We start from the raw sequence: 21,693 nt of genomic DNA, 5'->3' as shown, positions 1-21,693 counted from the left end.
CATGAACATCGGACAAGCGGCGCAGGCCAGCGGCGTGACGGCCAAGATGATCCGGTACTACGAGAGTATCGGCCTGATGCCCCCGAGTCCTCGCTCCGAGGCGGGTTATCGGCGCTACGCCGAGCAGGATCTCCATCTGCTTCGGTTTATTCGCCAGGCGAGGCGGCTGGGTTTCGGGATCGATCAGATCCGACAGTTGCTGGCGCTATGGCAGGATCGCGGCCGTTCCAGCGCACAAGTGAAGGCGCTGGCGCAATCCCATGTCGACGAACTCAATCAACGCATTGGGGAACTGGTGGCGATGCGTGACACGCTCTCTCACCTCGCCGTGCATTGTCACGGCGACGACCGTCCCGAGTGTCCGATACTGGAAGGGATTGCGGGTGGCGCGCTTTCTGGCGACCTCGGCGCCAAGGCGGATGTTTCTTCGGGCGCGAAGGCCGCGTGCAGTCCGGCGCAGGAGGCCATTGCAGCGGACGCTGTTGTCACCAATGCCAGCGCCTGCGCAGACGGCTTGGCCGGTGACGGTGAGGGGCAGGTCGGTCGCGGCCCCCAGGGCTAAGCCGTGGCAGGCGATGTGAGCGCTCCACCGCCGAATTTCCGCATGACGCGCCGCAGCAGCGGCGCTTTTTTTTGCCCCATTCATTTTGATCGACCCCCTGCGACCGTGCGCCGCAGGGGGATGTTGCAACGTGCCGACAGTTGTTTATGTTCTTGATTTTAAATAGCTTTATTTTAACTTCGAGGCATTCGAAGCAGCCCTCTAGCAGATTTTTGGGGATTTTCGCAAATAAGGGCTAACCCTTAACGGGAAAACCCTATATAATGCAAAGCACTGCTGCAATGCAGCACACTAAATGAACTGGAGAAACGTCATGTTTGTCGCCCTGTTTGAAGTCGTGAATACTTGGTTCGAAACAGCTGAGCGTCGTCGTCGTGAGGCCTTCCTGGCCGAGTCGAAGGACATCATCGAGTTGGAGCACCGTATCCGCGCGCTCGAAACCGCCGGTTACTAAGCAACGCTGTAGCAAGTCCTTCCGGACGAACGGTCGTCGCTGGCGCAATCAGGCAAGTCGATCGTCACACCGGGCGATCCCCGTCATCGATGTGATGGCGTGCGACGGCGCCCAGCCGTGAGTCCGGATGCCAATTCCTGCTTTCCCGGGATTGGCTCGCGCAAGCCCGCCACTTCGGCGGGCTTTGTCGTTCATGCGTGTCCCTCGTTGCGTTGCGTTGCGTCGGCTTGCGCGTACGCTCCCGCGTTGAGACGCGGTGTCGCTATCGGTCCAGGTGATGCGTTATCACTATAGATGACAAGCCGGCGTCTGCGCAGGCGTGCGCCGCCCCGGGCGGTGCAGTGAGCGAGCCACCGCACCGCCGAGGGGGCGCGTGGAATAGCCTCAGTCGGTGCCGTACTTTGGTGAGCGCGGGCCGTAAAGCAAGCCGTCGGGGCGTCCGGCGGACAGCAGGCGTGCATTGGCGGTGCCGGCAACCGTGTAGCCGGCATTCGACACGCTGTTGACGATCTGCTTGACCGCTGCCGTGATCAACATGCCGATCAGGCCGCCGCCGCTGTTGTTGTTCCCCTCGTTGCTCGACGCGCTGGCCGCTCCGCTCCACAGCTTGGCGCCATTGCGCAGATCGATGAGGTCGGCCGAGACCGTCACCACCGTGGCGCTGTCGAGCACCATGTACTTGGTGCCATATTGCGAGATCTTGATATAGAGCGCGGCGTCGGCGCCGAAGATCTCGCGCAGCTTGGCCGGACTCACCTGATGGATGTCCCCGGCGACGGTCAGGCCGTTCTGACGGAACGACTCGTCGACCAGTGCCACGGGCATCACATAGTAGCCGGCCTCGCCCAACGGCACCGTGACCTGCGAGAGCACGCTATAAGTCGCGTCGATGTCGGGCGATTCGTTCAGCGGCGGCAACACCAGAATCGACTTCGGCTTGCTTTCCTTGAACGCCGTGTAGTCATACGGCGTGGCCTGATGAACCGCGCAACCGGTCATGACGGCGGCCAGTGCCGCCACCGTCACCCATCGAAAGAGTCGTACGATCATTGCTTGGCCTCCGGCGTTTTGTTCTTGAGAAGAAAGTCGATGTAGCCGGCCGACTCCGGGAACAATCGCTTCTCTGTCAGGAATTCCTCGACCATTTTGTCTGGCTTGCCCACCGATGCGTAGAGCAGGCCGAGGTGGGCGTGATAGCCCGGCGGCGCGGCGTTATTGGCGGCCTTGATCTTCTCCAGGTCGCGCTCGAGCGCGACGATCTGGGCCTCCTTCGATTCACCCTTGAAGTACTCGTAGACTTGCGGCTGGTAGCTTTCCCAGTCGTATAAGGGCTTGGGCGGGGTGGCGCAACCCGTGAGCAGGGCGCCACCGAGGACGGCCGCCACGGCGGCGCGCCCGGATGCGAACTTGAAATTCATAACGATAAAGATCCTGACAGGTAGGCTGCGGCGCGCGCATGCATCGTGCCCGGCCTGCACATGGCGTGCGAGACCGGGCGCGTCGCGAACGACGCGCAGCGGCAGGCTTCAACCCAAAGGGGACGGCTTACTTGCCGGGTTTCCAGGCGCCGCCTTCGATGCCGGCGACCAGGTTGTTGACGGCCTCTCGCATGGCGAGGTCGAGGACCTTGCCGTTGAGCGTCGAGTCGTAGCCTGCGGTGCCGCCGAAGCCGATCACTTCGCGGTTGGACAGCGCGAACTCACCCGCACCACCGCTCGAAAACACGACTTCGCTGGTGGCAATGTCGACCACGTTCAGGTTGACCTTGGCGTAGGCGATCTGCTCGCGGCCCCGGCCGAGAATGCCGAAAAGCTGCTTGTCGCCCACTTCCTTGCGGCCGAACTCGACGACGTCGCCGGTGATCACGTAGTCGGCGCCCTTGAGGGCCTGCCGAGTCTTCTTGATGTCGGCTTCCTGGCGGATCTCGGCCATGTTGTCGCGGTCGAGCACGTTGAAGCGATTGGTTTGCTGCAGATGCGTGATCAGGATCGTCTTGGCCTGGCTGCCGAGACGGTCGACGTTATCGGAAAAAACGCCCCGCATGTACGCGGAACGGTTGTCGAACTTGCCGACGGCGATCGGCGTGCGCACACCGACGTACGGACGGCTGGCACTTTCGACCTTGGCGATTGCTACGGTGCGCGAACTTTCGGTGGCGCAACCGCCGAGCACGCCGACGGCGAGCATGGCGGCGCCAAACAGCGCAATGCTGGACTGACTTTTCTGCACGGTGATCCCCTGTATGTGTTGTCACCCGGCGGACGATCTGTGATGACGTCGACCCGTCGCGGGCATCTGGTCCCTTACCGATTTTCAGCCTTCTGCTTTTGTGAGATTTGGTAAGGTGTACTGATCTTAGCATGCGTCGCCGTGACGTTAATGCGTAGCGATACGGTGTGCGCGTTCCGCACGTCCAGCGCGGAAAGCGGCTTGGCGATACACTCGCACGGTCTTCTCTTTTCTTCCCTGCTATTTCCGATAGGAGTGTTGCCATGGCCGCAAGTGAGTCCCGTCCGCCGTTTCCGCCATTCACGCGGGAGAGCGCAATTCAGAAAATTCGTATGGCCGAGGACGGTTGGAACTCGCGTGATCCTGCGCGGGTTGCGTTGGCCTATACCGTCGACAGTCGCTGGCGCAATCGCGCCGAATTTCCGCGTGGCCGCGAGCAGATCGTCGAATTCCTGACGCGCAAATGGCAACGCGAACTCGAGTATCGGCTGATCAAGGAGCTGTGGGCGTTCACCGAGGACCGCATCGCGGTGCGGTTTGCCTACGAATGGCGCGACGATTCGGGCAATTGGTACCGTTCGTATGGCAACGAGAACTGGGCGTTCGACGCGCAAGGACTCATGGCCGAGCGCCATGCCAGTATCAACGACTCGCGCATCGCGGAGCGTGAGCGCCTGTTCCACTGGCCCCAGGGACGCCGTCCCGACGATCATCCGGGACTGAGCGAGCTCGGTCTGTAAGGCGGACCGGCATGGCGGCGCCGACAAGTCTCAAGTCTCGAATCGAGAGCGTCGCGCCGCCTTCGCACGTCTCAGTTCAGCCCGAAGATGAGCAGCAGATTGGTGGCGGTAATGGCGGCGAAGAGGGCCCATGCGAACACTTGTGCGGGGCGTCCGAGGGTGTTGCCGTTCATCACGCGCGGGTCGCTGACCGAACGGATGAGCGGCCACATGGCGAAGGGCAGTTGCAAGCTGAGCAGCACCTGGCTCCACACGAGCAGCTTGCCCACGGCGCCGTCGCCGAGCCATAGCACGCCGATCAGCGCAGGCACGAGCGCAAGTCCGCGCGTGATCAGACGGCGCTGATAGCAGGGGATCTTCATGTGCAGAAAGCCGTCCATGATGACTTGCCCCGCGATAGTCCCCGTGAGCGTTGAGCTTTGCCCCGAAGCGAGCAGCGCGATGCCGAACAGGAACGCGGCTGCGCTGCCCGCAATGGGCGTAATCAGCCGATACGCCTGCTCGATATCGGTGACGTTGGTCTGGCCGCTGGTGTGAAACAGCGAGCCGGCAAGAATCAGAATTGCCGCATTCACACACATGGCGATCGCGAGTGAGACGCCTGTGTCGATACGCACCAGCGCGAGCGTGTCGCGCACTTCGCTGTGTTTGCCGCGTTCGCCGCGTTCGCCGCGTTTGCCGCGTTCGCCGCCGACGACCCGTCGCGTCTGCACGACCGACGAATGCAGGTACAGGTTGTGCGGCATGATCGTGGCGCCGACGATGCCGAGCGCCAGTACGAGGGCATCGTGCCGGTCGTGGCTGGGTACACCGGGGACGAGCCCGGCGGCCACCGCGTGCCAGTCGGGCGGCACCATCGCCACTTGGGCGACGAAGCAGAAGGCCATCGTGCCGATCAACCCGAAGACGATGGCTTCTATCTGGCGGAAGCCTTTGCCTTGCAGACCGAGCACGATCATCGTGTCGAGCGCGGTGAGAGCGATGCCCCAGGCGATCGGCACGCCGAGCAGCAGCTTGAAGGCGAGCGCGCAGCCGAGGACTTCGGCGATATCGCAGGCGATGATCGAAATCTCGGCGGTGATCCACTGGATGAGGCGCCCCGCGCGACCGTAGCGGTCGTAGCTGGCCTGCGCGAGATCGCGCCCCGCGACCAGTCCCAGCCGTGCCGCGAGCATCTGAAGAAAGATGGCCGCAAGGCTCGATAGCGCCACCACCCAGAGCAATGCGTAGCCGAATTGCGACCCCGCCTGAATGTCCGTCGCCCAGTTGCCGGGGTCCATGTACCCGATGGCAATGAGCAGGCCAGGGCCCGCAAAGCGTTTGAGCTTGGTCCAGCGCGATGCGCGCGCGTCGATGACGATGCTGCCTTTGACTTCGGAGGGACAGAAGGGGGCAGTGGCAGTGGTGGGCAGCGGCATGAGGGAAGGGATTCGTTCAATGGCGCCAACGGTCGGGCTTGTTCATCCGGATTTCAGGCGCGTCTTGCCCGACGCTTGGGAGAACAGACCCTAGCAGGGCCGGCGCTCGCCCGCAAGCGGGATCGTGACGGTAGACGAGGGCGTGAATATCCCGTCAACAGCGTATGAACTGCTATACTGTACATTCATACAGTATTTTGCGTGTGCGATGACCCTGCCGCTTTCCACCTTGCCTGCCGGGCTGTGGCGTGCCAGTGAACTGGCGCATTGCCACCGCGCCGGCCACTCCACCGGCTTTGCCGCGCTCGACGCCGAACTGCCGGGCGCCGGGTGGCCGCGTGGCGCGGTGACGGAGTTGTTGAGCGAGCGTCTGGGCATCGGGGAGTGGCGGTTGCTGGCACCGGCGTTGCGCGATCTCACGCAAGCGGGCCAGCCGGTGATGGTGATTGCGCCGCCCATGCTGCCGTACGCGCCGGCGCTGGCGGGATGGGGGATCGATCTGCGCTGGCTCAGTGTCGTGATGCGTCCGGCGCATGCGGCACATGTGCAGCGTCAGGGGCCTCGGGCGCGTGGCGGGCGGAGCATGAGGACCGAGGATCGCGACATGCTCTGGTGTGCCGAACAGGCACTCAAAAGCGCGTGCTGCGGTGCTGTGCTCACCTGGCTGCCCGCTGCGACGCCCGAACAGATCCGGCGGCTTCAGGTCGCGGCCGGTGGCGGCGAGACACTGGCCTGGGTGATGCGTGGGGCCGCGGCCGCCGCGACAGCCTCGGCGGCACCGTTGAGGCTGGGACTTGCCGTCGGAGAGGGAAGTCGTCTCGGCGTGCAGTTCCACAAGCGTCGCGGGCCGCCTCGTCTCGAACCGCTCTGGCTGACGTTGCCCGCACCATATGCGCGCGTCCCGCAATCGGTGACGGGAGGCGCCGACGACGAGCAGCCGGCGCATCTCAGGCCCGATCCGGCACCTTCGTCTTCACCGTCCACGGTGTCTTTTGTTTCTGCTTCCGGAGTCTCGCATGGCTTGCTGGATCGCCCTGCATCTGCCGTATCTGGCACTCGAGATCGCCTCTGCGCCCACACCGGCTGATGCGCTGACCGACACGACGGTCGTGCTGGCGCAGTCGCGTGTCTGGCAGGCGAGTGACGCGGCGCGGGCGGCCGGGGTGCAACCCGGCATGCGCCGTGGCGGTGTGCTGGCGTTATTGCCGCAGGCACGATTTCACGATCGCGACGAAGCGGCCGAGACGGCCGCGCTCGAAGCGCTGGCGCTGGCGTTGCTGCGCTTCGGTCCCGACGTTGCCATCGCCGCGCCGCAATGCGTGCTGATCGACGCGGCACCGAGCCTGCGTCTTTTCGGCGGTCTGGCATCGCTGGTTGCGCAGGTGCACGAGAGTGCCGAGGCGCTCGGGCACCGGGCGTCGTTGGGCATTGCCGCCACGGCGAGCGCAGCGGCGCTTCTCGCGCGTGCCAGCGAGGCGCTGCCGATGCCCGTCGATCCCCATGCGCCGACCCCCGGGCAGATACAGGCGGCGATGCAGTCACGGGCGTCGCGTCGCTCGATAGTGCCAGTCACCGTGACAGCGCCTGCGATGGCCACGATGCCGTCGGCGCCATCGCCGATGGCGCTGACGCTGGCGCAACAACTCGATGCGCTCCCGGTCGCGTTGCTGCCCGAGGCGCAGCCGTGGCTCGACTGGCTTGCGCAAATCGGTTGTGCGACGTTGGGCGAGCTGCGCACGCTGCCCGCAGCGGGCGTGAGACGCCGTTGTGGTGCTGAACTGCCCGCTGCGCTTTCCCGGGCCTATGGCGAGACGCCGGAAGCGCCGGTCTGGTATCGTGCGCCGCCTCATTTCGAGGCGGTGCTGCCGCTGCCGTCGCTCACGCATGACGTTGACGTGTTGCTTTTCGGCTTGCGCCGTCTGCTCGTTCAGCTCACGGGGTGGCTTGCTGCGGGACAACTGGCCACGCGCGCGCTCACACTGGTGCTCGAACATGAGCCGATGGGGCGGCAAACGCTGGCGCCGACGCGTTTCGACATCCGTCTTGCCGAAGCGAGTGCCGCGCCCGCACATTTATTGTCGCTGTGCAAGGAACGGCTGGCCCGCACGCCATTGGTCGCACCGGTGCTGACGTTGCGGCTCGATGTCACGCAGACGGCCCCGCACGTTGCGCAAAGCGGTTCGCTCTTGCCCGAGCCGGGGCGTGCCCGGCAGGATTATGTGCAACTGATGGAGCGTGTGGCGGCGCGTCTGGGCGACGAGCACGTGCGGCGTTTGCAGGTGCGCGGCGATCACCGGCCCGAGGCGGCGTTCGTGAGCGTGCCGCACGGGGCCGCCGGCCATACGCCCCATGCCGCCGGCGGTACGGCGTCCCGCGCGGGTGGCCCTCAGCCTGAGGGCGAGAAGGGGAGGCCGCCGCGTCCGGCGTGGCTGCTCGATGCGCCGCAGCGGCTCAACGTGCGTCAGGAGCGTCCGTGGCGGCAGGGGCCATTGCAACTGGTGAGTGGTCCCGAGCGTATCGAAGCCGGCTGGTGGGCGCCGGACACCGTGACGCGCGACTACTTCATTGCGGCCGATACCACGGGGGCGCTGCTGTGGGTGTTTCGTGAGCGTCCCGTGACGGGGGCGGATGCCGCGTGGTACTTGCATGGCCTGTTCGGCTGAATTCGGTGGGGCCACAGTCTTATGAATGCCGATGATTTCCTGCCGTGGCAAGGCCCGACCGAAGGGCTGGCCGCCAATGACGACAGTGCCGACGCGTCTGGTATCGCGACTGGTATCGCGCCCGCGGCTCCCGCTGACCCGCGTGCCGCCGACGACGGCAGTCTGCCCGCGTATGCCGAGCTGCACTGTCTATCGAATTTCTCGTTTCAGCGCGGCGCGTCTCACCCGGAGGAACTGATCGCGCGCGCGGCGCATCTGGGCTATACCGCGCTGGCGATCACCGACGAGTGCTCGCTGGCGGGCGTCGTGCGCGCGCTGGCCGAAGCGGTGCAGCATCCATCGCTGTCGTTGATCGTGGGCAGTGAGTTTCGTCTGACGCCTGAGGACCCGTCGCTCGCGCTGGGGAGCGTGCATTTGGTGGCGCTCGCGCAGCATCGCGAAGGCTACGGCAATCTCGCCGAGATGATTACGCTGGGGCGCATGCGCGGCCCGAAGCGCAGCTATCGTCTCCATGCGCAAGACTTCAGCGCGCCGGCCAATGAGCAGTCGCATCTGCGTGGTTTGCCGGGTTGCCTGATGATCCTGGTGCCGGATGCCGACGCGAGTCCCGAGCGCACTCTGGCCCAAACCCGCTGGGCCGCGCAGACGTTCGGCGAGGGGCGGGTGTGGCTGGCGCTCGAGCGCCGTCATCGCGCCGACGACGACAGGCATCTGGCGCATCTGCGCGCGATCTCCGTCGAGTGCGGCGTACCGCTCGTCGCTACCGGCCATGTCCTCATGCATGTGCGCTCGCGCAAGCCGTTGCAGGACACGCTCACCGCTATCGGACTGGGCAAGCCGGTGCAGGCTTGCGGGTTGGCGCTTGCCGCCAATGCGGAGCAGCATCTGCGCACGCGGCTGCGGCTCGCATGGCTCTACCCGCCCGACGCCCTGGCCGAGACGATAGCCATCGCCTCGCGATGCCATTTCGATCTGCGTAGCCTGCGCTATGAGTATCCCGAGGAATTGGTACCTGCTGGTCATACGCCTGTGACGTATCTGCGTCAGGAGGTCGAGGCGGGGGCGAGGCAGCGCTATCCGAACGGGGTGCCGCAGAAGGTTCGTCGTCTCATCGATGGCGAACTGAAGCTCATTCGGGAGCTTGAGTACGAGCCGTATTTCCTGACGGTCTACGACATTGTGCGTTTCGCGCGCAGCCAGAGCATTCTGTGTCAGGGGCGGGGCTCGGCGGCCAACTCGGCCGTGTGCTATTGCCTGGGGATCACGGCGGTCAACCCTGACGAGGTGCAGTTGCTGTTCGGGCGGTTTTTGTCTAAGGAGCGCAACGAGCCGCCCGATATCGACGTGGACTTCGAGCATCAGCGCCGCGAAGAGGTGATCCAGTACATCTACAACAAGTACGGCACCGACCGGGCGGCGCTCGCCGCGACGGTGATCTCGTATCGCATGCGCAGTGCAGTGCGCGACACGGGGCGGGCGCTGGGCATCGATCTGTCGATCGTCGAGCAGGTTGCGCAGAGTCAGCAGTGGTGGGACGGTCGCGAGAATCTGCTCGCGCGCATGGCGGCGCAGGGGCTTTCACCCGACGCGCCGACCACGCGGTTATGGGCCGATCTGGTCGCACGGCTGATCGGCTTCCCCCGGCATCTGTCGCAGCATGTGGGCGGTTTCGTGATTTCGCGCGACAAGCTCTCGCGGCTGGTGCCGATTGCGCCGGCGGCGATGAAGGATCGTTACGTCATTCAATGGGACAAGGACGATATCGAGACGCTCAAGCTGCTCAAGGTCGACGTGTTGGCGCTCGGTATGCTGAGCGCGTTGCGTCGCACGCTCGATCTGCTGGGGGAATGGCGCGGTGAGCCGATCTGTCTGGCGGACATTCCGCGAGACGATCCGGCGACGTACGGGATGATTCGCCGCGCCGATACCGTCGGTGTCTTCCAGATCGAGTCGCGCGCGCAGATGAGCATGTTGCCGCGTCTGAAGCCGGACAAGTTCTATGATCTGGTGATCGAGGTGGCGATCGTGCGGCCGGGGCCGATTCAGGGCGGGATGGTGCATCCGTATCTGCGTCGCAAGCAGGGCAAGGAGGACGTGGTTTATCCGCGAGAGGAGATCAAGGCGGCGCTCGAACGCACGCTGGGCGTGCCGATCTTTCAGGAGCAAGTGATGCAGATCGCGATGATCGCCGCCGATTTCTCGGCCGGGGATGCCGATCAGTTGCGCCGCTCGATGGCTGCATGGAAGCGCAAGGGCGGCCTTGAGAAGTTCCAGACCCGCATCGTCGACGGGATGCTGAAGAACGGGTATCCGCGTGAGTTTGCCGAGGCCATCTGCCGGCAGATCGAGGGCTTCGGCGAGTACGGTTTTCCCGAGAGCCATGCGGCAAGCTTCGCGCTGCTCGCCTATGCGAGCGCATGGCTCAAGTGCCATGCGCCGGAGATGTTCCTGTGCGGGTTGCTCAACAGTTTGCCGATGGGATTCTATTCGGCGTCGCAGTTGGTGCAGGATGCGCGGCGCCATCGTGTCGAGGTGCGCTCGGTCGACGTTTGCGTGAGCGATGTCGAGTCGCGTCCCGAGGCACGCATTGGGCGGTATGGCAACGCCGGCCGGCCGGCCGTGCGGCTGGGGCTGTCGCTGGTCAAGGGGTTGTCTGCCGAAGGGGCACGGGCGATCGAGCGTGCGCGCCGGCAGCGACCGTTGACCGACATCGACGATCTGACGGCGAGAGCCGCATTGTCGCGACGCGATCTCGACGCCCTGGCGGCCGCCGACGCGCTGTCGGCATTGCTGGGCGGGCGGCGTCAGGCGCGCTGGACCGTCGCCGCATGGCAGCCGCCCACGCCGCTGTTGGGGGCGACGGCGTTGCGCGACGCGGTGCCGGGCAGTGCCGGCGAGCAGGTGGTGTTGCCACCGATGCCCGAGGGCCAGGACATCGTGGCCGATTACGCGAGCACGGGGCTGACGCTGCGGCGTCATCCGCTGCTGCTGTTGCGCGAGAAGCTTGCCAGGATGCGGGTGCGAACGGCGAAGGCGTTGCAGACCGAGGCCGTGCACGGACACCGGGTGCGCACGGCGGGCATTGTGACGGGACGGCAGCGGCCGGGCACGGCCAATGGCACGGTCTTCGTGTCGCTCGAAGACGAAACGGGGGTCATCAACGTGATCGTCTGGCCCGACCTGGTCGAATCGCAGCGCAAGGAATTGCTGGCGTCGTCCTTATTGGGGGTGGAAGGGGTATGGCAGCGCGAGGCGCGTGTGACCCATCTGGTCGCGCATCGTCTGGTCGATCTCTCGTCGATGCTCGGGGAACTCACGGTATCGAGCCGGAACTTTCACTGAGGGGATTTCGACGGGCGGGGCGTGTCTTCGGCGCCTCGGCCGTGTGCGATCGCTCTTGCACAGCCTGTCAGTCGACGCCGTGACGCGCCGACTGACGCAGCACATGCAACTCAATGTGCGACATCCGCCTGTTTGCCGGTCGCTTGCGCAAGTGCGCTCGCTTCTGCTTCGCTGCGCAAGCCGTTGAAATGCGCGTTGAGGAGCACGGCGCTGACCGACGCGAGCAGAATGCCGCTGTGGAAGAACGGTTCGAGTGCGTGCGGCAGCTTCATGAAGAATTTGTCCGACGCCACCGGAATCATCCCCACGCCGATACTGATCGCAATGATGTACAGGTTGTAGCGATTCTTCGAGAGGTCCACCGTCGAGAGAATCTTCACGCCCGTGGCCGTCACCATGCCGAACATCACGATGCCGGCGCCCCCCAGCACGAACTGCGGCACCGACGCCACCACGTGCGCCACCTTCGGAAACGAACCCAGCACGATCAGGATCAGCCCGCCCATCGCGCATACCCAGCGGCTCTTGACACCGGTCACGCCGACCAGCCCCACGTTCTGCGAGAACGAGGTATAGGGGAACGTGTTGAAAATGCCGCCAATCATCGTGCCCAGCCCGTCGACGCGCAAGCCGCGCACCAGCATTTTCCGATCGACCGGACGCCCGACGATGTCGCCCACGGCCAGGAACATGCCGGTCGACTCGATGAACGTCACGAGCATGACCAGTGTCATCGTCGCGATGGCGATCGGATCGAAGCGCGGCACGCCGAAATGGAACGGCATGACGAAGCCGAACCAAGGCGCTTCGGACACGCCCGCAAACGACACCTTGCCAAGCACCATCGCCACGATCGTGCCGAACAGAATGCCCAGCAGCACTGCAATGTTGGCGAAGAAGCCGCGCACGTACTTGGTGATGAACAGAATGCACAGAAGCACGGCGAACGACACGCCCAGATACAGAGGATTGCCGTAGTCCGGATTGCCGAAGCCGCCCGCCGCCCAGTTGATGCCCACGCCCATGAGCGAGATGCCGATCACCGTGATCACGGTCCCGGTCACGACCGGCGGGAAGAGTCGCAGCAGTCTGCCGATGAGCGGCGCGATCAGAATGCCGATCAGGCCGGACGCAATGGTCGCGCCATAGATATCGAGCAGTCCGAGATCGGGATTGGTGCCGATGGCGATCATCGGCGTGACGGCGGTAAACGTCACCCCCATCATGATCGGCAGACGCAGACCGAAGATCCAGAGGCCGAGCGTCTGGATCAAGGTGGCGATCCCGCAGGCGAAGAGATCCGCGTTGATCAGAAACGCCACCTGATCGACCGACATCTTGAGCGCGCCGCCAATGATCAGCGGCACCGCGACCGCTCCCGCATACATCACCAGCACGTGTTGCAATCCCAGCGTGAACAACTTGGGGAGCGGCAGGCGCTCGTCGACCGGATGCACCGGTGCAGCAGCAGGTTGCGTCATGTCTTCTCCTGAGACGACGGTACGAATGGATTTACAGGGCCAAATCGAGCGTAAATTTTTTACCGAAGTGCAGCGAGTGCGGTCAAAAACCACGGGCGCAGCGCCTCACGTTGACCGAGATCGACCACAGGCGCGCCGTCATGGAGAAAAACTGCCGTACGGCGACATAGTATGCCCGCCTGCGCGGTGATGGTCGATGGCCCGCAAAGCCTTATTGCGTAAGGGTGAAACGCGCCGCGCGCCGTGCCGCGACGCGGTGCGCACCAGGATCGGCCGCGCTCGAATCGTCCAGTGCCGGGCGGATGACGCCGGCCGGCGGTCGGCGATCATATCGAATCCGAAATACTAAAGATTGCGCTTGGCGTATGAATCTCGGAGACACTCGTTGCCTGCTGGCCCCACCGTCTCGGTGAGCGTGGCGGAATCGGCCAGCAAGCATGCCGGGGCGGCAGACAGCCGCCGGGACGGGGGTGTCGACGCGGTGCGAACGCGGGATGTGGGCGGAATGGGCGCGGGATGGGCGCGGGATGGGCGCGGGATGGGCACGAGCGACGGATGCGAAGCGAAAGGGAGCTAAATAGAGCGAGAGGGGGCGAAAGGAAGGGAAGGAGGGGAAAGGATGCGCAAGGATGCGAGAGGGCGCGACGGATGCCGAAGGGTGTGGAGGACTGCGATGGGCTGCGCGACGACGGAGATGACGCGTCGCCAAGCCGCCGCACGCTGGCAGGTCGGCGACGGGGTGAGGCAGTGTGCTTCAGCGCCCGCCGGTCGTGCCGGACGGCTTACGAGCGAGCGTGTCGCCCGTATTGCCGGTGCTGGCGTTTTGCTGCGCCACACTTTCGAGCTTGCTGGAGATCTCTTCGCCCATGTGGCGCAGAAACTCCATTTCCTTCGCGCCGATGCCCCCTGCGCACAGGGCACCGCCCCAGTCGCCGTAGAGCAGTGCCACGGTCTGGTTGCGCTGGCGAACCGGCAGCAGGAAGAACGACTTCACGTTTGAGAAATGCTCACGGTGCCACATCGGAATGCGCGGCACGATGCGCGGCTCACGGGCATTGTCGATCAGAATGGCCCGGCCGTTGGTCAGCGCCAGATGGAAGACGTCCGGTTCGAAGGCTTCGGGGAACGTCAGGCCGAGCAGAGGCTGCACGTCGCGTCCGATGCCGAAACGCATTTCGAACACTTTGCCCGCAGGCGCACGCACGAAGGCCGCGCAGTTGACGAAGCCCAGCGACTGCAAAATCGCTTCGAGCGTTAGATTGAGCAGACCGACCGCATCGGTTTCGCCGGTGGCCGCGCGAACTTCCGAGAGGCCGTCGGCCAGACGCCGTGCCGAATCCAGCGGCTTGCCCGCAGGCGGCTGACGCGTGCTCGACGCGCCCGTGCTGATCGCAATGAATTCCTGATGGCTCGTGTCGCGGGCCATTTCCTCGCCCACCGAGACCACTTCGCCAATGTCCAGGGCGAGCCGATCGGCGTAGCGTTCTGCCAGTTCGGCCAGACGCGCGGGGTCGGCCCCGCGCGTGAGTTCCGTCACCATCTCGTTGGACATGTTCGCCACGGCGCACAGCCAGTCGGCGTGCGAGAGCGGGGCGTCGCCGTCCAGATCGATCGGGCGCATGCTCGTCGCAATCGACTCCGGCAACCCCCACTTGCGAGCCGCCGCTTCGGACAGCTCGGCGAACGAGATGCCCAGCACCTGTTCGCAGGCGTCGCTGTCGCTGATGCCTTGCTCGGCAGCGATGGTCTGGATTTCCACCCATTCGGCCGGAAAACAATAGGTCACGAGTAGGCGTGCGACGTGGTGCAGCAACGTGCAGACGACGGCTTCCTCACCGTCGCGAATACCGTTCTTGGACGTGATGTCGCGCGCGAAAGCGCCCGCCAGCGTGGCGCGCGCCAGTTCGCGGGCCATATCGTCGCGGTGCGCCGCCACTTCACCGAAGCCCTCGAGCAGCTTCAGGCTCAGGGCGAGGTGACCGATCGTATCGACGCCCAGAATCATGATCGCGCGCGACACGGTCGTCACGTTGCAGCCGAATGGCGCATACATGGCCGAGTTCGCCAGGCGGATCACCTTCTGGGTGAGGGCGAAGTCGGACAGTACCGACGATGCCAGGTCGGCCGTACTCGTGCTTTCACTTTGCATGGCCGTCACAATGCCCGTGACAGAGCGCTGCAGCGACGGAAATTCGCCGCGCTCGGCCATGCGCTGCCACAACAGTTCGAGCGTTTTTTCTTTAGTCAGGCTCATGGTAGCGGGGTTGTCCGGTCAGTGGCCGACATCCACGTTGAGACGCCTGCTCGCAAAGGCGGCCTCCAGTTCACCCGCAGGCAAGGCCTTCGCCACCAGCCAGCCCTGGATGGAATTGCAGCCGCGATCGATCAGCATCTGCCGTTGTTCTTCCGTCTCGACCCCTTCGGCGATCGACGATAGACCCAGTTCGCGCGCCAGTCCCAGGACCGCCGTCACAATCGTACGGTCGTTCGGTGACGTGGGCATGTCTTTCACGAAGCTGCGATCGATCTTGAGCGCCGAGAGCGGGAAACGCTTGAGGTATCCCAGGCTCGAATACCCCGCACCGAAATCGTCGACAGCAAAGCGCACGCCCAGCGTCTGCAGTTCGCGCAGCACCAAATTGGCTTGTTCCGGGTCGCGCATGAGCACGCTCTCGGTGATTTCGAGCACCAGCCGGTGGCCTTCCACGCCCGAATCGGCAATTGCTTGCCAGACGAGGCTGGGGAACGAGGGATGGTGAAATTGCTGTGCCGAGACGTTGACCGACATGTACAGCCCGTCGAGCCGGGTGCGGTCCCAGCGCGCGAGCTGCATGCAGGCCGCGCGTAACGCCCAGCCACCCAGCAGGTTGATCAGGCCATTGGCTTCGGCCAGCGGAATGAACTCGGCTGGTGAGACCGGGCCGAGTGCCGGATGCCAGCGCATGAGCGCCTCGACACCCTTCACGTTGAGCGAAATCGGATCGCAGATCGGCTGGTAATGCAGGCTGAATTCCCCGTTGTGAATCGCCTCGAACATGGCCGATTCCAGAGAAAACGCCTTGCGATGCAGCGCGCCGAGATCGTCCGTATAGACGCACAGGCCGTTGCGGCCGCGGTCCTTCGCGCAGTACATGGCGGCGTCGGCGTGCTTGATGAGCAGGCCGGCCGAGTCGCCGTGTTGCGGGAAAAACGACACGCCGATGCTCGTCGTGAGGTGCAGCAACTGGTCGCCGACCTGAAACGGTTGCTGCACGGCCGAGAGCAGCCGCTTCATGATCCCGCCGAGCGCCTGTTCGTTATCGCAGCCGGGCAGCACGAGCACGAACTCGTCGCCACCCATGCGCGCGGCCATGTCCGTCTCGCGGATCTGTGCGATCAGGCGAAGACCGGCGTCGCGCAGGAGTTGGTCGCCCACGTCGTGGCCGAGCGAATCGTTGACCTTCTTGAAGCCGTCCAGATCGAGCAGGGCGACGGCAAAGTTCGGACCGCCTTCACGGGCGTGCTGAATGGCTTCGACAATGCACTGCTGAATGTATTGCCGATTTCCCAAGCCGGTCACCGCATCGCGCACGGCCAGATCGGACAGGCGGGCTTCGTTTTCCTTGAAGGCGGTGATGTCTTCGCCGTGCACGAGAAACGACGCGCCCGCACCGGCGATACGAGGGGTGTATTGAGCGATGCGCAAACGCATCCAGACCCGGTCGGTCAGACCGCGCAGCAGACGTACCGTGCACTGTTGGGGGCCCAGCGTCTGGGCGGCGGAAAACGCGTCCTGCAGCAGCGGCACGTCTTCGATGCCGGTCAGCTCGAAGAGCGTGGCGTGATCGATATACTCGCGCGAATATTCGAGCAGGCGCAGGGATGTTTCGGCAATGAAAAGAAAACGGCCATCGGCGGCGACGTGCGCCGAGAGTCCGCCGGTCAGTTCGACCAGCGCTCGTGACAATGCCGGGGCCGGCACAGGGGAATTGGCCTCGGCGATTGCCAGCGCAGGGGTCGAAGGTTCGACCAAAGGCACACCGGCTGGGAGTCGATCTGAACTCATTGTTGTTGTCTGTGCATGCATCACGTCGAGCGCGCTGCGGCTCATGTGTTTCCCCGTACAGGCAAACGCGCTCATGGCCGAACCTCGGTCCGGCAGGTGTCCGATGGATTGTGGGCCATTATAGCTAAAGACGCCAGCGATTTTGGTACCCGCAATCCCGGTTTCATGCCGCTTTCGACAGGATTTCCCTTGTGGGTTTTTTTCCTACAAGGCAATCGGTATTTTTTCCTGCGTGACGGCAGGCGCACGCCCGGATTCGGCCATTGCGGTGCAGCATCGCCACCGACGTGTCCGACCGCTCGGACCGCTTGGCGGCAGCGTGCTGCGCAGAGTGGGCTGCGCAGAGTGGGCTGTGTAGGCTGGGTGGGCTGAACGCTGACGCCCGGCAAAGGCCGGTCTATGCCTGGGCGGGGGACTCGTGGGCGAGCGACCAGGCGATGCACGCACGGGCGAGGGCCGCCGAGGCGTCCAGGCCGAAGCGGCCCAGCGGCGTTTCACAGGTGGCCAGCGCTACCGGGATTTCCGTGCATCCGAGAATGACGCGTTGCGCCCCGGCGGCGAGCAGTTGCTCCATCGCCATGGCGAGCGCCTCGCCGCCGCGGCGCATCTCCCCGGCCTTGGTGAGCCGGATGCCTTCGTTCACGAGCGCCTGGTGCGCCAGCGGTTCGCTCGCCTGGACGAAGCGATAGCCCAGCGCTTCGAGCCTTGGCCGGTAGACGTTGGCGTGGTGCGTGCCTTCGGTGGCCATCAGGCCGATAGGGGCGCCGGGACCGACGCATTGCGACAACTCGCCTGCAACCGCTTCCACCACATCGAGCACGGGCAGCCGCGTGCGATGACGCAGCGCGTCGAGCCACGCGTGGGCCGTGTTGCAGGCGATGGCGATGCAGCCGACGCCCGATTGTTCGAGCGCGTGAACGCCGTCGAGCATGCCGTCGAGCGGAGAGGCGCCGTCGCGCAGCAGGGCTTCGGTGCGGTCGGGAATCTGGGGCACCGAGTACAGAATGAACGGGATGTGATCCTGATCGCGGTTGGCTGGATGTTGGTCGACGATCTTGCGGCAAAGGTCGATGCCGGCGGCGGGGCCCATGCCGCCGAGGATGCCGAGCGTGGCGTGCGAGTTCATGAGGGTGGCCATCTGGGGGGGAGCGGCGAACGTCGGTCGGGATCGAGTGCGGTGCAGGGACCCGGCGGGGGGCCCTGCACAACGCACGGTCCGTCAGGATCAGTCGTAAGCCTTGGTGATCGGATCCTTGAACATGGCGCGCATCTCGGCCGTCATCGGGTAGTTCAAGTTCTGGTTCTTCGGCGGAACCGGTTGCGTGAACCACTTGTTGTACAGCTTCTCCATTTCGCCGGATTTTTCCATGTTGGCGATGACCGTGTCGACGACCTTGGTGAAGGCCGGATCGTCCTTGCGCAACATGCACGCGTAGTTTTCGAACTGAAGGTTCGGGCCGACGACTTCATAGCCCTTGGCTTCCTCGGGCGACAGGGCGGCGCGCTGACCATAGAGCAGCGGCTCGTCCATCACGAAGGCCACGGCGCGGCCCTGCTTGACGGTCAGGAAGCCATCCGAGTGTTCCTTCGTCTGGATCAGATTGAAGCCGATCTCGCCCTTCTTGCCCGAGAGAATGCGGTCGGCGGTCGTGCCGGCGGTCGTCGAGATGGTCTTGCCCTTCAGGCTGTTCAGGTCGGTGATGCCCGAGCCCGTCTTGGCGATCATCTTGATCGAGTACAGGAAGATGTTGTGCGAGAAGCCCACCTGCTTCTCGCGCTCGAACGTGTGCGTGGTCGAGCCGCACTCCAGATCGATCGTGCCGTTCTGCACCAGCGCGATGCGGTTCTGCGACGTGATCGGCGTTTCCGTGACCTTCAGCTTCGGCAGGTTGAGGTCTTTCTTCACGGCGTCGACGATCTTGAGCGCGATTTCCTGCGAGTAGCCGATCGTCTTGCCCGAGTTGTCCGTGTACGAGAACGGAATCGACGACTCGCGCACCCCGAGAGCGATCACGCCGGTGTCCTTGATCTTCTTGAGCGTGCCCGTGAGTTCCTGCGCGCTCGCGGTTTGCGCGAACAGGGCGGCAGCGGCGCTGACGAGCAGCAGGGGAGCAAACAGCTTCTTCATGGTCTCTGTCCTATCGGAAGTGAATGGCGCGGTGGTCCGCGCCGTTGGAATGCCAAACGCCAAAAACTCTGATACAACCCGGCACGTTCTCCCGCCGGTCCCCGTGGGAGCGATGCCTTCGATACGCCGCGTCCTGCCTCGACGTGACGGCAATCGACCCGGGCGGCCCGCCAGCATCGAGCTGCGTGATTTACCCGGCCTGCCGGGCAAACCCTGCCAGATCGACGGCGGGACGCTTGCCGTCGATGGCATCGGCCATCATGCGCGCCGCGCCCATCGACAACGTGAAACCCAATCCCCCATGGCCGACGTTCAGCCACAGATTGCCCAGCGTGGCCGCACGCTCGATGATCGGGCGGCCGTGCGGTGTGGCCGGGCGCATGCCGGTCCACGCCAGCGGGGCATGCGCCGCGCTCAACGCGGGGAACAGCCCCGCCGAGAGCGTGCGCAATGCATCGATGCGAGTCGCGGCGATGCGATCGTCGTAACCCACCAGGTCGGCCATGCCCGCCACGCGCAAATGCTCGCCGAGGCTGGCGTAGACGACCTTGTTGTCGGCGTCCGTCACCGAGACCTGCGGCCGTGCGTCGACCGGCGCGTCGCGGTACGTCAGGCTGTAGCCCTTGAGCGGGTACAGCGACACCGACTCGCCGGCCGTGCGCAGCAACGGCATGGCCGCCAGACCGTTGGCTACGACGCAGGCATCGACGGCGATGTCGCCCGTGCGCGTACGAATGGCCCGCACGGTGCCGCCGCGCGCATCGAATCCGGTCACTTCGCGCTCGAACAGCAGCGTGCCGCTCGCGTGTTCGCCCACGAGCCGCGCCAATTCCTTGCACAGCAAGTGGCAGTCGCCGGTGCCTTCGCCCGGCGTATGAATCCCACCCGCCAGCTCTCCGGCGATCTTGTCCAGCGCGGGCTCCAACGTCGCGCAGGTCGCGGCGTCGACACGCCGTTGCGCATAGCCGAGGCCGTTGGCGAGTTCGAGCGATCGCTCGGCGGCGGCCAGCTTGCCTGCGTCGCGGTACACCACCAGCTTGCCGCTCAATCGGTAATCGAACGATACCGATTCCTGCGTCAGAAATTCCTGCATCACCTCGCGGCTATGCAGGCCGAGCGAGAGCAGGCGTAGCGTGGAGCTTGCGTTCGCCTGCGCATTGCAATGCTTGACAAACTCGATCGACCAGCGCCAGAAGTCCGGATCCAACGACGGTTTGATTCGCAGCGGCCCCGTGCGAGAGAACAGCAGCGATGGCAATTGCGAGAGCACGCCGGGCGCGGCGAGCGGCGAAACGTAGCCGTAGCTGAGTTGGCCGCCGTTGGCGAAACTGGTCCCCAGACCCGGCGCGCTCGCTGCGTCAACGACAGTGACCTCGTGGCCTGCGCGAAGCAACTGATACGCGCTGGCGAGGCCGACAATGCCCGCCCCGATGACTCCAATATGCATAGCAATGAATAACAACGAAAAACGCCAGGGAATGCAAGGCGGGAAAATATTCGCAGAGGGAGGACGGGGCCCTCGCGGTCGTTTTCCTGCACAGCCTTTGCTACGCAGTGTAGAGCGAGAAAATTCGGTAACCTATGCGGATTTGAGGCAGCATATGTCTTTTGGCTATAGGGTCGGCGCCGCCGATCCGGTATCGGCGACCGGGAGACGACGTCAGGCATGAAATTGCGGCATATCGAGACGTTTCGTGCGGTGGTGCTCACAGGCTCGGCCAGCGGTGCTGCGCAATTGCTCAACGTATCGCAACCGGTCGTGTCGCGCGTGTTGCAACACGCCGAACAGCAACTCGGCTTCAAGCTGTTCGACCGGGTCAAGGGCCGGCTCGTGCCCACGGCCGAAGCCCGCCGTCTCTATCCCGATGTCGAACGCATCTTCAGCGATCTGGAACGGCTGCGCACCACGTCGCGCAACCTGCGTCAGCATGGCGTGGGGCATCTGCGCATCGCCGCGACGCCGAGCCTCGCGCAGAGTCTCTTGCCTGCGGCCATCGAGCGCATGCGGCGCGCGCATCCGGACGTCGTTTTCGAGCTCATCACGCACCATACGACCGAGATGATTACGGCGATCCTCACGTCGTCGGTCGACGTGGGCATCGTTTCGGCGCCGCCGATGGCGGCCGGTATCGTGAGTCGTCCGGTGGCGCAGGGGCATATCGTGCTGGCGGTGCCTGCGTCGTGGCCGAAGCTCTCGCGTCGCGGGCCGGCAAGTGCAGACGCGCTCGCGGGGCGCGATCTCATCAAGTTGCACGATGACACGCCGCTTGGCGCCTTGATCAACGAGCGTCTCGAGCAGACCGAATTGCTGCAGGACGCCGAGGTGATGGTGCAGACCTATTCGCTCGCCGCCGCGCTCGTCGAGCACGGTTTGGGCTATGCGCTGCTCGATCAATTCACGGCGGCAAGTGCGCATGTGCAGGCGCAGCGACTTTACCGCGTCGCACCGGCCATCGAATTTCCGGTCGAGATGTTGCGACCGTCGCACGAACCGGAGTCCGTACTCGCCGACACGCTGCGGCGGCATCTGGCGGACGTGGCCGGCGAACTGAGCGAACGCGCCGATGCGCTGTGCGAAGCGCGGGAGATCGTGCTGGCGCCGGACGAGGATGCCGACGAGCAGTGAGTCTG

General features: G+C 64.7%; 16 protein-coding genes and 1 pseudogene. 7 read left to right on the top strand and 10 right to left on the bottom strand.

Features of this window, described 5'->3' with window-relative positions:
- Position 1 precedes the first annotated feature (1 nt).
- A pseudogene (gene cueR / locus ACE3UG_RS17270) lies at positions 2–382 on the top strand (Cu(I)-responsive transcriptional regulator); the annotation flags it as partial.
- A gap of 493 nt (positions 383–875) precedes the next feature.
- Positions 876–1,016, top strand: a complete 141-nt coding sequence (locus tag ACE3UG_RS17265) for a DUF3563 family protein (RefSeq protein WP_374626114.1) — start codon at positions 876–878, stop codon at positions 1,014–1,016.
- 384 nt (positions 1,017–1,400) lie between these two features.
- On the opposite strand, the gene ACE3UG_RS17260 is transcribed toward ACE3UG_RS17265, so the two are convergent.
- The 3 genes from ACE3UG_RS17260 to ACE3UG_RS17250 all read right to left on the bottom strand — a co-directional run bounded on the left by ACE3UG_RS17260 (position 1,401) and on the right by ACE3UG_RS17250 (position 3,203).
- The gene (locus ACE3UG_RS17260) at positions 1,401–2,066 is read right to left on the bottom strand and encodes a DUF799 domain-containing protein (RefSeq protein WP_374626112.1); all 666 of its coding nucleotides are present in this window, start codon (positions 2,064–2,066) and stop codon (positions 1,401–1,403) included.
- Entirely contained in the window at positions 2,063–2,434 is a 372-nt protein-coding gene (locus tag ACE3UG_RS17255) for a DUF4810 domain-containing protein (protein WP_374626110.1), read from the bottom strand. The genes ACE3UG_RS17260 and ACE3UG_RS17255 overlap by 4 nt, the downstream gene beginning before the upstream one ends.
- Positions 2,435–2,561: 127 nt before the next feature.
- Complete coding sequence (locus tag ACE3UG_RS17250) at positions 2,562–3,203, bottom strand: CsgG/HfaB family protein (protein WP_374626203.1); 642 nt, start codon at positions 3,201–3,203, stop codon at positions 2,562–2,564.
- 305 nt (positions 3,204–3,508) lie between these two features.
- Here ACE3UG_RS17250 and ACE3UG_RS17245 point away from each other — a divergent pair, with 305 nt between their 5' ends.
- Complete coding sequence (locus ACE3UG_RS17245; protein WP_374626108.1) at positions 3,509–3,985, top strand: DUF1348 family protein; 477 nt, start codon at positions 3,509–3,511, stop codon at positions 3,983–3,985.
- A gap of 71 nt (positions 3,986–4,056) precedes the next feature.
- Here the strand turns inward: ACE3UG_RS17245 and ACE3UG_RS17240 are convergent, their stop codons facing one another.
- Complete coding sequence (locus tag ACE3UG_RS17240) at positions 4,057–5,403, bottom strand: Nramp family divalent metal transporter (protein ID WP_374626106.1); 1,347 nt, start codon at positions 5,401–5,403, stop codon at positions 4,057–4,059.
- Between the two features lie 208 nt (positions 5,404–5,611).
- Here ACE3UG_RS17240 and imuA point away from each other — a divergent pair, with 208 nt between their 5' ends.
- Genes imuA through ACE3UG_RS17225 form a run of 3 tightly spaced genes read left to right on the top strand, consistent with a single transcriptional unit; the run spans position 5,612 to position 11,408 of the window.
- Positions 5,612–6,490 (top strand): translesion DNA synthesis-associated protein ImuA, encoded by an 879-nt coding sequence (imuA, locus tag ACE3UG_RS17235; RefSeq protein ID WP_374626104.1) that lies wholly within the window; start codon positions 5,612–5,614, stop codon positions 6,488–6,490.
- Positions 6,420–8,066, top strand: a complete 1,647-nt coding sequence (locus tag ACE3UG_RS17230) for a DNA polymerase Y family protein (protein ID WP_374626102.1) — start codon at positions 6,420–6,422, stop codon at positions 8,064–8,066. Before imuA ends, ACE3UG_RS17230 begins: the two co-directional genes overlap by 71 nt.
- Positions 8,067–8,087: 21 nt before the next feature.
- Entirely contained in the window at positions 8,088–11,408 is a 3,321-nt protein-coding gene (locus ACE3UG_RS17225) for an error-prone DNA polymerase (RefSeq protein WP_374626100.1), read from the top strand.
- 110 nt (positions 11,409–11,518) lie between these two features.
- Here ACE3UG_RS17225 and ACE3UG_RS17220 read toward each other — a convergent pair whose 3' ends face one another.
- The 6 genes from ACE3UG_RS17220 to ACE3UG_RS17195 form a co-directional block, all read right to left on the bottom strand.
- The gene (locus tag ACE3UG_RS17220; RefSeq protein ID WP_374626098.1) at positions 11,519–12,889 is read right to left on the bottom strand and encodes a nucleobase:cation symporter-2 family protein; all 1,371 of its coding nucleotides are present in this window, start codon (positions 12,887–12,889) and stop codon (positions 11,519–11,521) included.
- 754 nt (positions 12,890–13,643) lie between these two features.
- Complete coding sequence (locus tag ACE3UG_RS17215; protein ID WP_374626096.1) at positions 13,644–15,143, bottom strand: HDOD domain-containing protein; 1,500 nt, start codon at positions 15,141–15,143, stop codon at positions 13,644–13,646.
- 18 nt (positions 15,144–15,161) lie between these two features.
- Positions 15,162–16,901, bottom strand: a complete 1,740-nt coding sequence (locus ACE3UG_RS17210) for a putative bifunctional diguanylate cyclase/phosphodiesterase (RefSeq protein WP_374626094.1) — start codon at positions 16,899–16,901, stop codon at positions 15,162–15,164.
- 430 nt (positions 16,902–17,331) lie between these two features.
- Positions 17,332–18,060: an aspartate/glutamate racemase family protein gene (locus tag ACE3UG_RS17205; protein ID WP_374626092.1), complete on the bottom strand. Its 729-nt coding sequence runs from the start codon at positions 18,058–18,060 to the stop codon at positions 17,332–17,334.
- A 99-nt stretch (positions 18,061–18,159) separates the two neighbouring features.
- Entirely contained in the window at positions 18,160–19,062 is a 903-nt protein-coding gene (locus ACE3UG_RS17200) for a transporter substrate-binding domain-containing protein (RefSeq protein ID WP_374626090.1), read from the bottom strand.
- A gap of 190 nt (positions 19,063–19,252) precedes the next feature.
- Positions 19,253–20,509 (bottom strand): D-amino acid dehydrogenase, encoded by a 1,257-nt coding sequence (locus ACE3UG_RS17195; protein WP_374626088.1) that lies wholly within the window; start codon positions 20,507–20,509, stop codon positions 19,253–19,255.
- Between the two features lie 219 nt (positions 20,510–20,728).
- Between ACE3UG_RS17195 and ACE3UG_RS17190 the strand changes: the two genes are divergently transcribed.
- A complete protein-coding gene (locus tag ACE3UG_RS17190) occupies positions 20,729–21,688 on the top strand; it encodes a LysR family transcriptional regulator (RefSeq protein ID WP_374626086.1) in 960 nt (319 codons plus the stop codon).
- Positions 21,689–21,693: the final 5 nt, after the last annotated feature.

Origin of the sequence: Pandoraea sp. (genome assembly GCF_041919235.1) — a bacterium.
Classification (GTDB): Bacteria; Pseudomonadota; Gammaproteobacteria; order Burkholderiales; family Burkholderiaceae; genus Pandoraea.
This window is presented reverse-complemented; position numbering and strand designations above follow the sequence as displayed.

Bases quoted from the DNA above. Each gene is read 5' to 3' on its own strand.
- ACE3UG_RS17240 (WP_374626106.1), bottom strand. From the start codon at position 5,403: ATGCCGCTGCCCACCACTGCCACTGCCCCCTTCTGTCCCTCCGAAGTC.
- ACE3UG_RS17255 (WP_374626110.1), bottom strand. From the start codon at position 2,434: ATGAATTTCAAGTTCGCATCCGGGCGCGCCGCCGTGGCGGCCGTCCTC.
- ACE3UG_RS17215 (WP_374626096.1), bottom strand. From the start codon at position 15,143: ATGAGCCTGACTAAAGAAAAAACGCTCGAACTGTTGTGGCAGCGCATG.
- ACE3UG_RS17250 (WP_374626203.1), bottom strand. From the start codon at position 3,203: ATGCTCGCCGTCGGCGTGCTCGGCGGTTGCGCCACCGAAAGTTCGCGC.
- ACE3UG_RS17205 (WP_374626092.1), bottom strand. From the start codon at position 18,060: ATGAACTCGCACGCCACGCTCGGCATCCTCGGCGGCATGGGCCCCGCC.
- ACE3UG_RS17225 (WP_374626100.1), top strand. From the start codon at position 8,088: ATGAATGCCGATGATTTCCTGCCGTGGCAAGGCCCGACCGAAGGGCTG.
- ACE3UG_RS17245 (WP_374626108.1), top strand. From the start codon at position 3,509: ATGGCCGCAAGTGAGTCCCGTCCGCCGTTTCCGCCATTCACGCGGGAG.
- imuA (WP_374626104.1), top strand. From the start codon at position 5,612: ATGACCCTGCCGCTTTCCACCTTGCCTGCCGGGCTGTGGCGTGCCAGT.
- ACE3UG_RS17195 (WP_374626088.1), bottom strand. From the start codon at position 20,509: ATGCATATTGGAGTCATCGGGGCGGGCATTGTCGGCCTCGCCAGCGCG.
- ACE3UG_RS17260 (WP_374626112.1), bottom strand. From the start codon at position 2,066: ATGATCGTACGACTCTTTCGATGGGTGACGGTGGCGGCACTGGCCGCC.
- ACE3UG_RS17190 (WP_374626086.1), top strand. From the start codon at position 20,729: ATGAAATTGCGGCATATCGAGACGTTTCGTGCGGTGGTGCTCACAGGC.
- ACE3UG_RS17230 (WP_374626102.1), top strand. From the start codon at position 6,420: ATGGCTTGCTGGATCGCCCTGCATCTGCCGTATCTGGCACTCGAGATC.
- ACE3UG_RS17265 (WP_374626114.1), top strand. From the start codon at position 876: ATGTTTGTCGCCCTGTTTGAAGTCGTGAATACTTGGTTCGAAACAGCT.
- ACE3UG_RS17220 (WP_374626098.1), bottom strand. From the start codon at position 12,889: ATGACGCAACCTGCTGCTGCACCGGTGCATCCGGTCGACGAGCGCCTG.
- ACE3UG_RS17200 (WP_374626090.1), bottom strand. From the start codon at position 19,062: ATGAAGAAGCTGTTTGCTCCCCTGCTGCTCGTCAGCGCCGCTGCCGCC.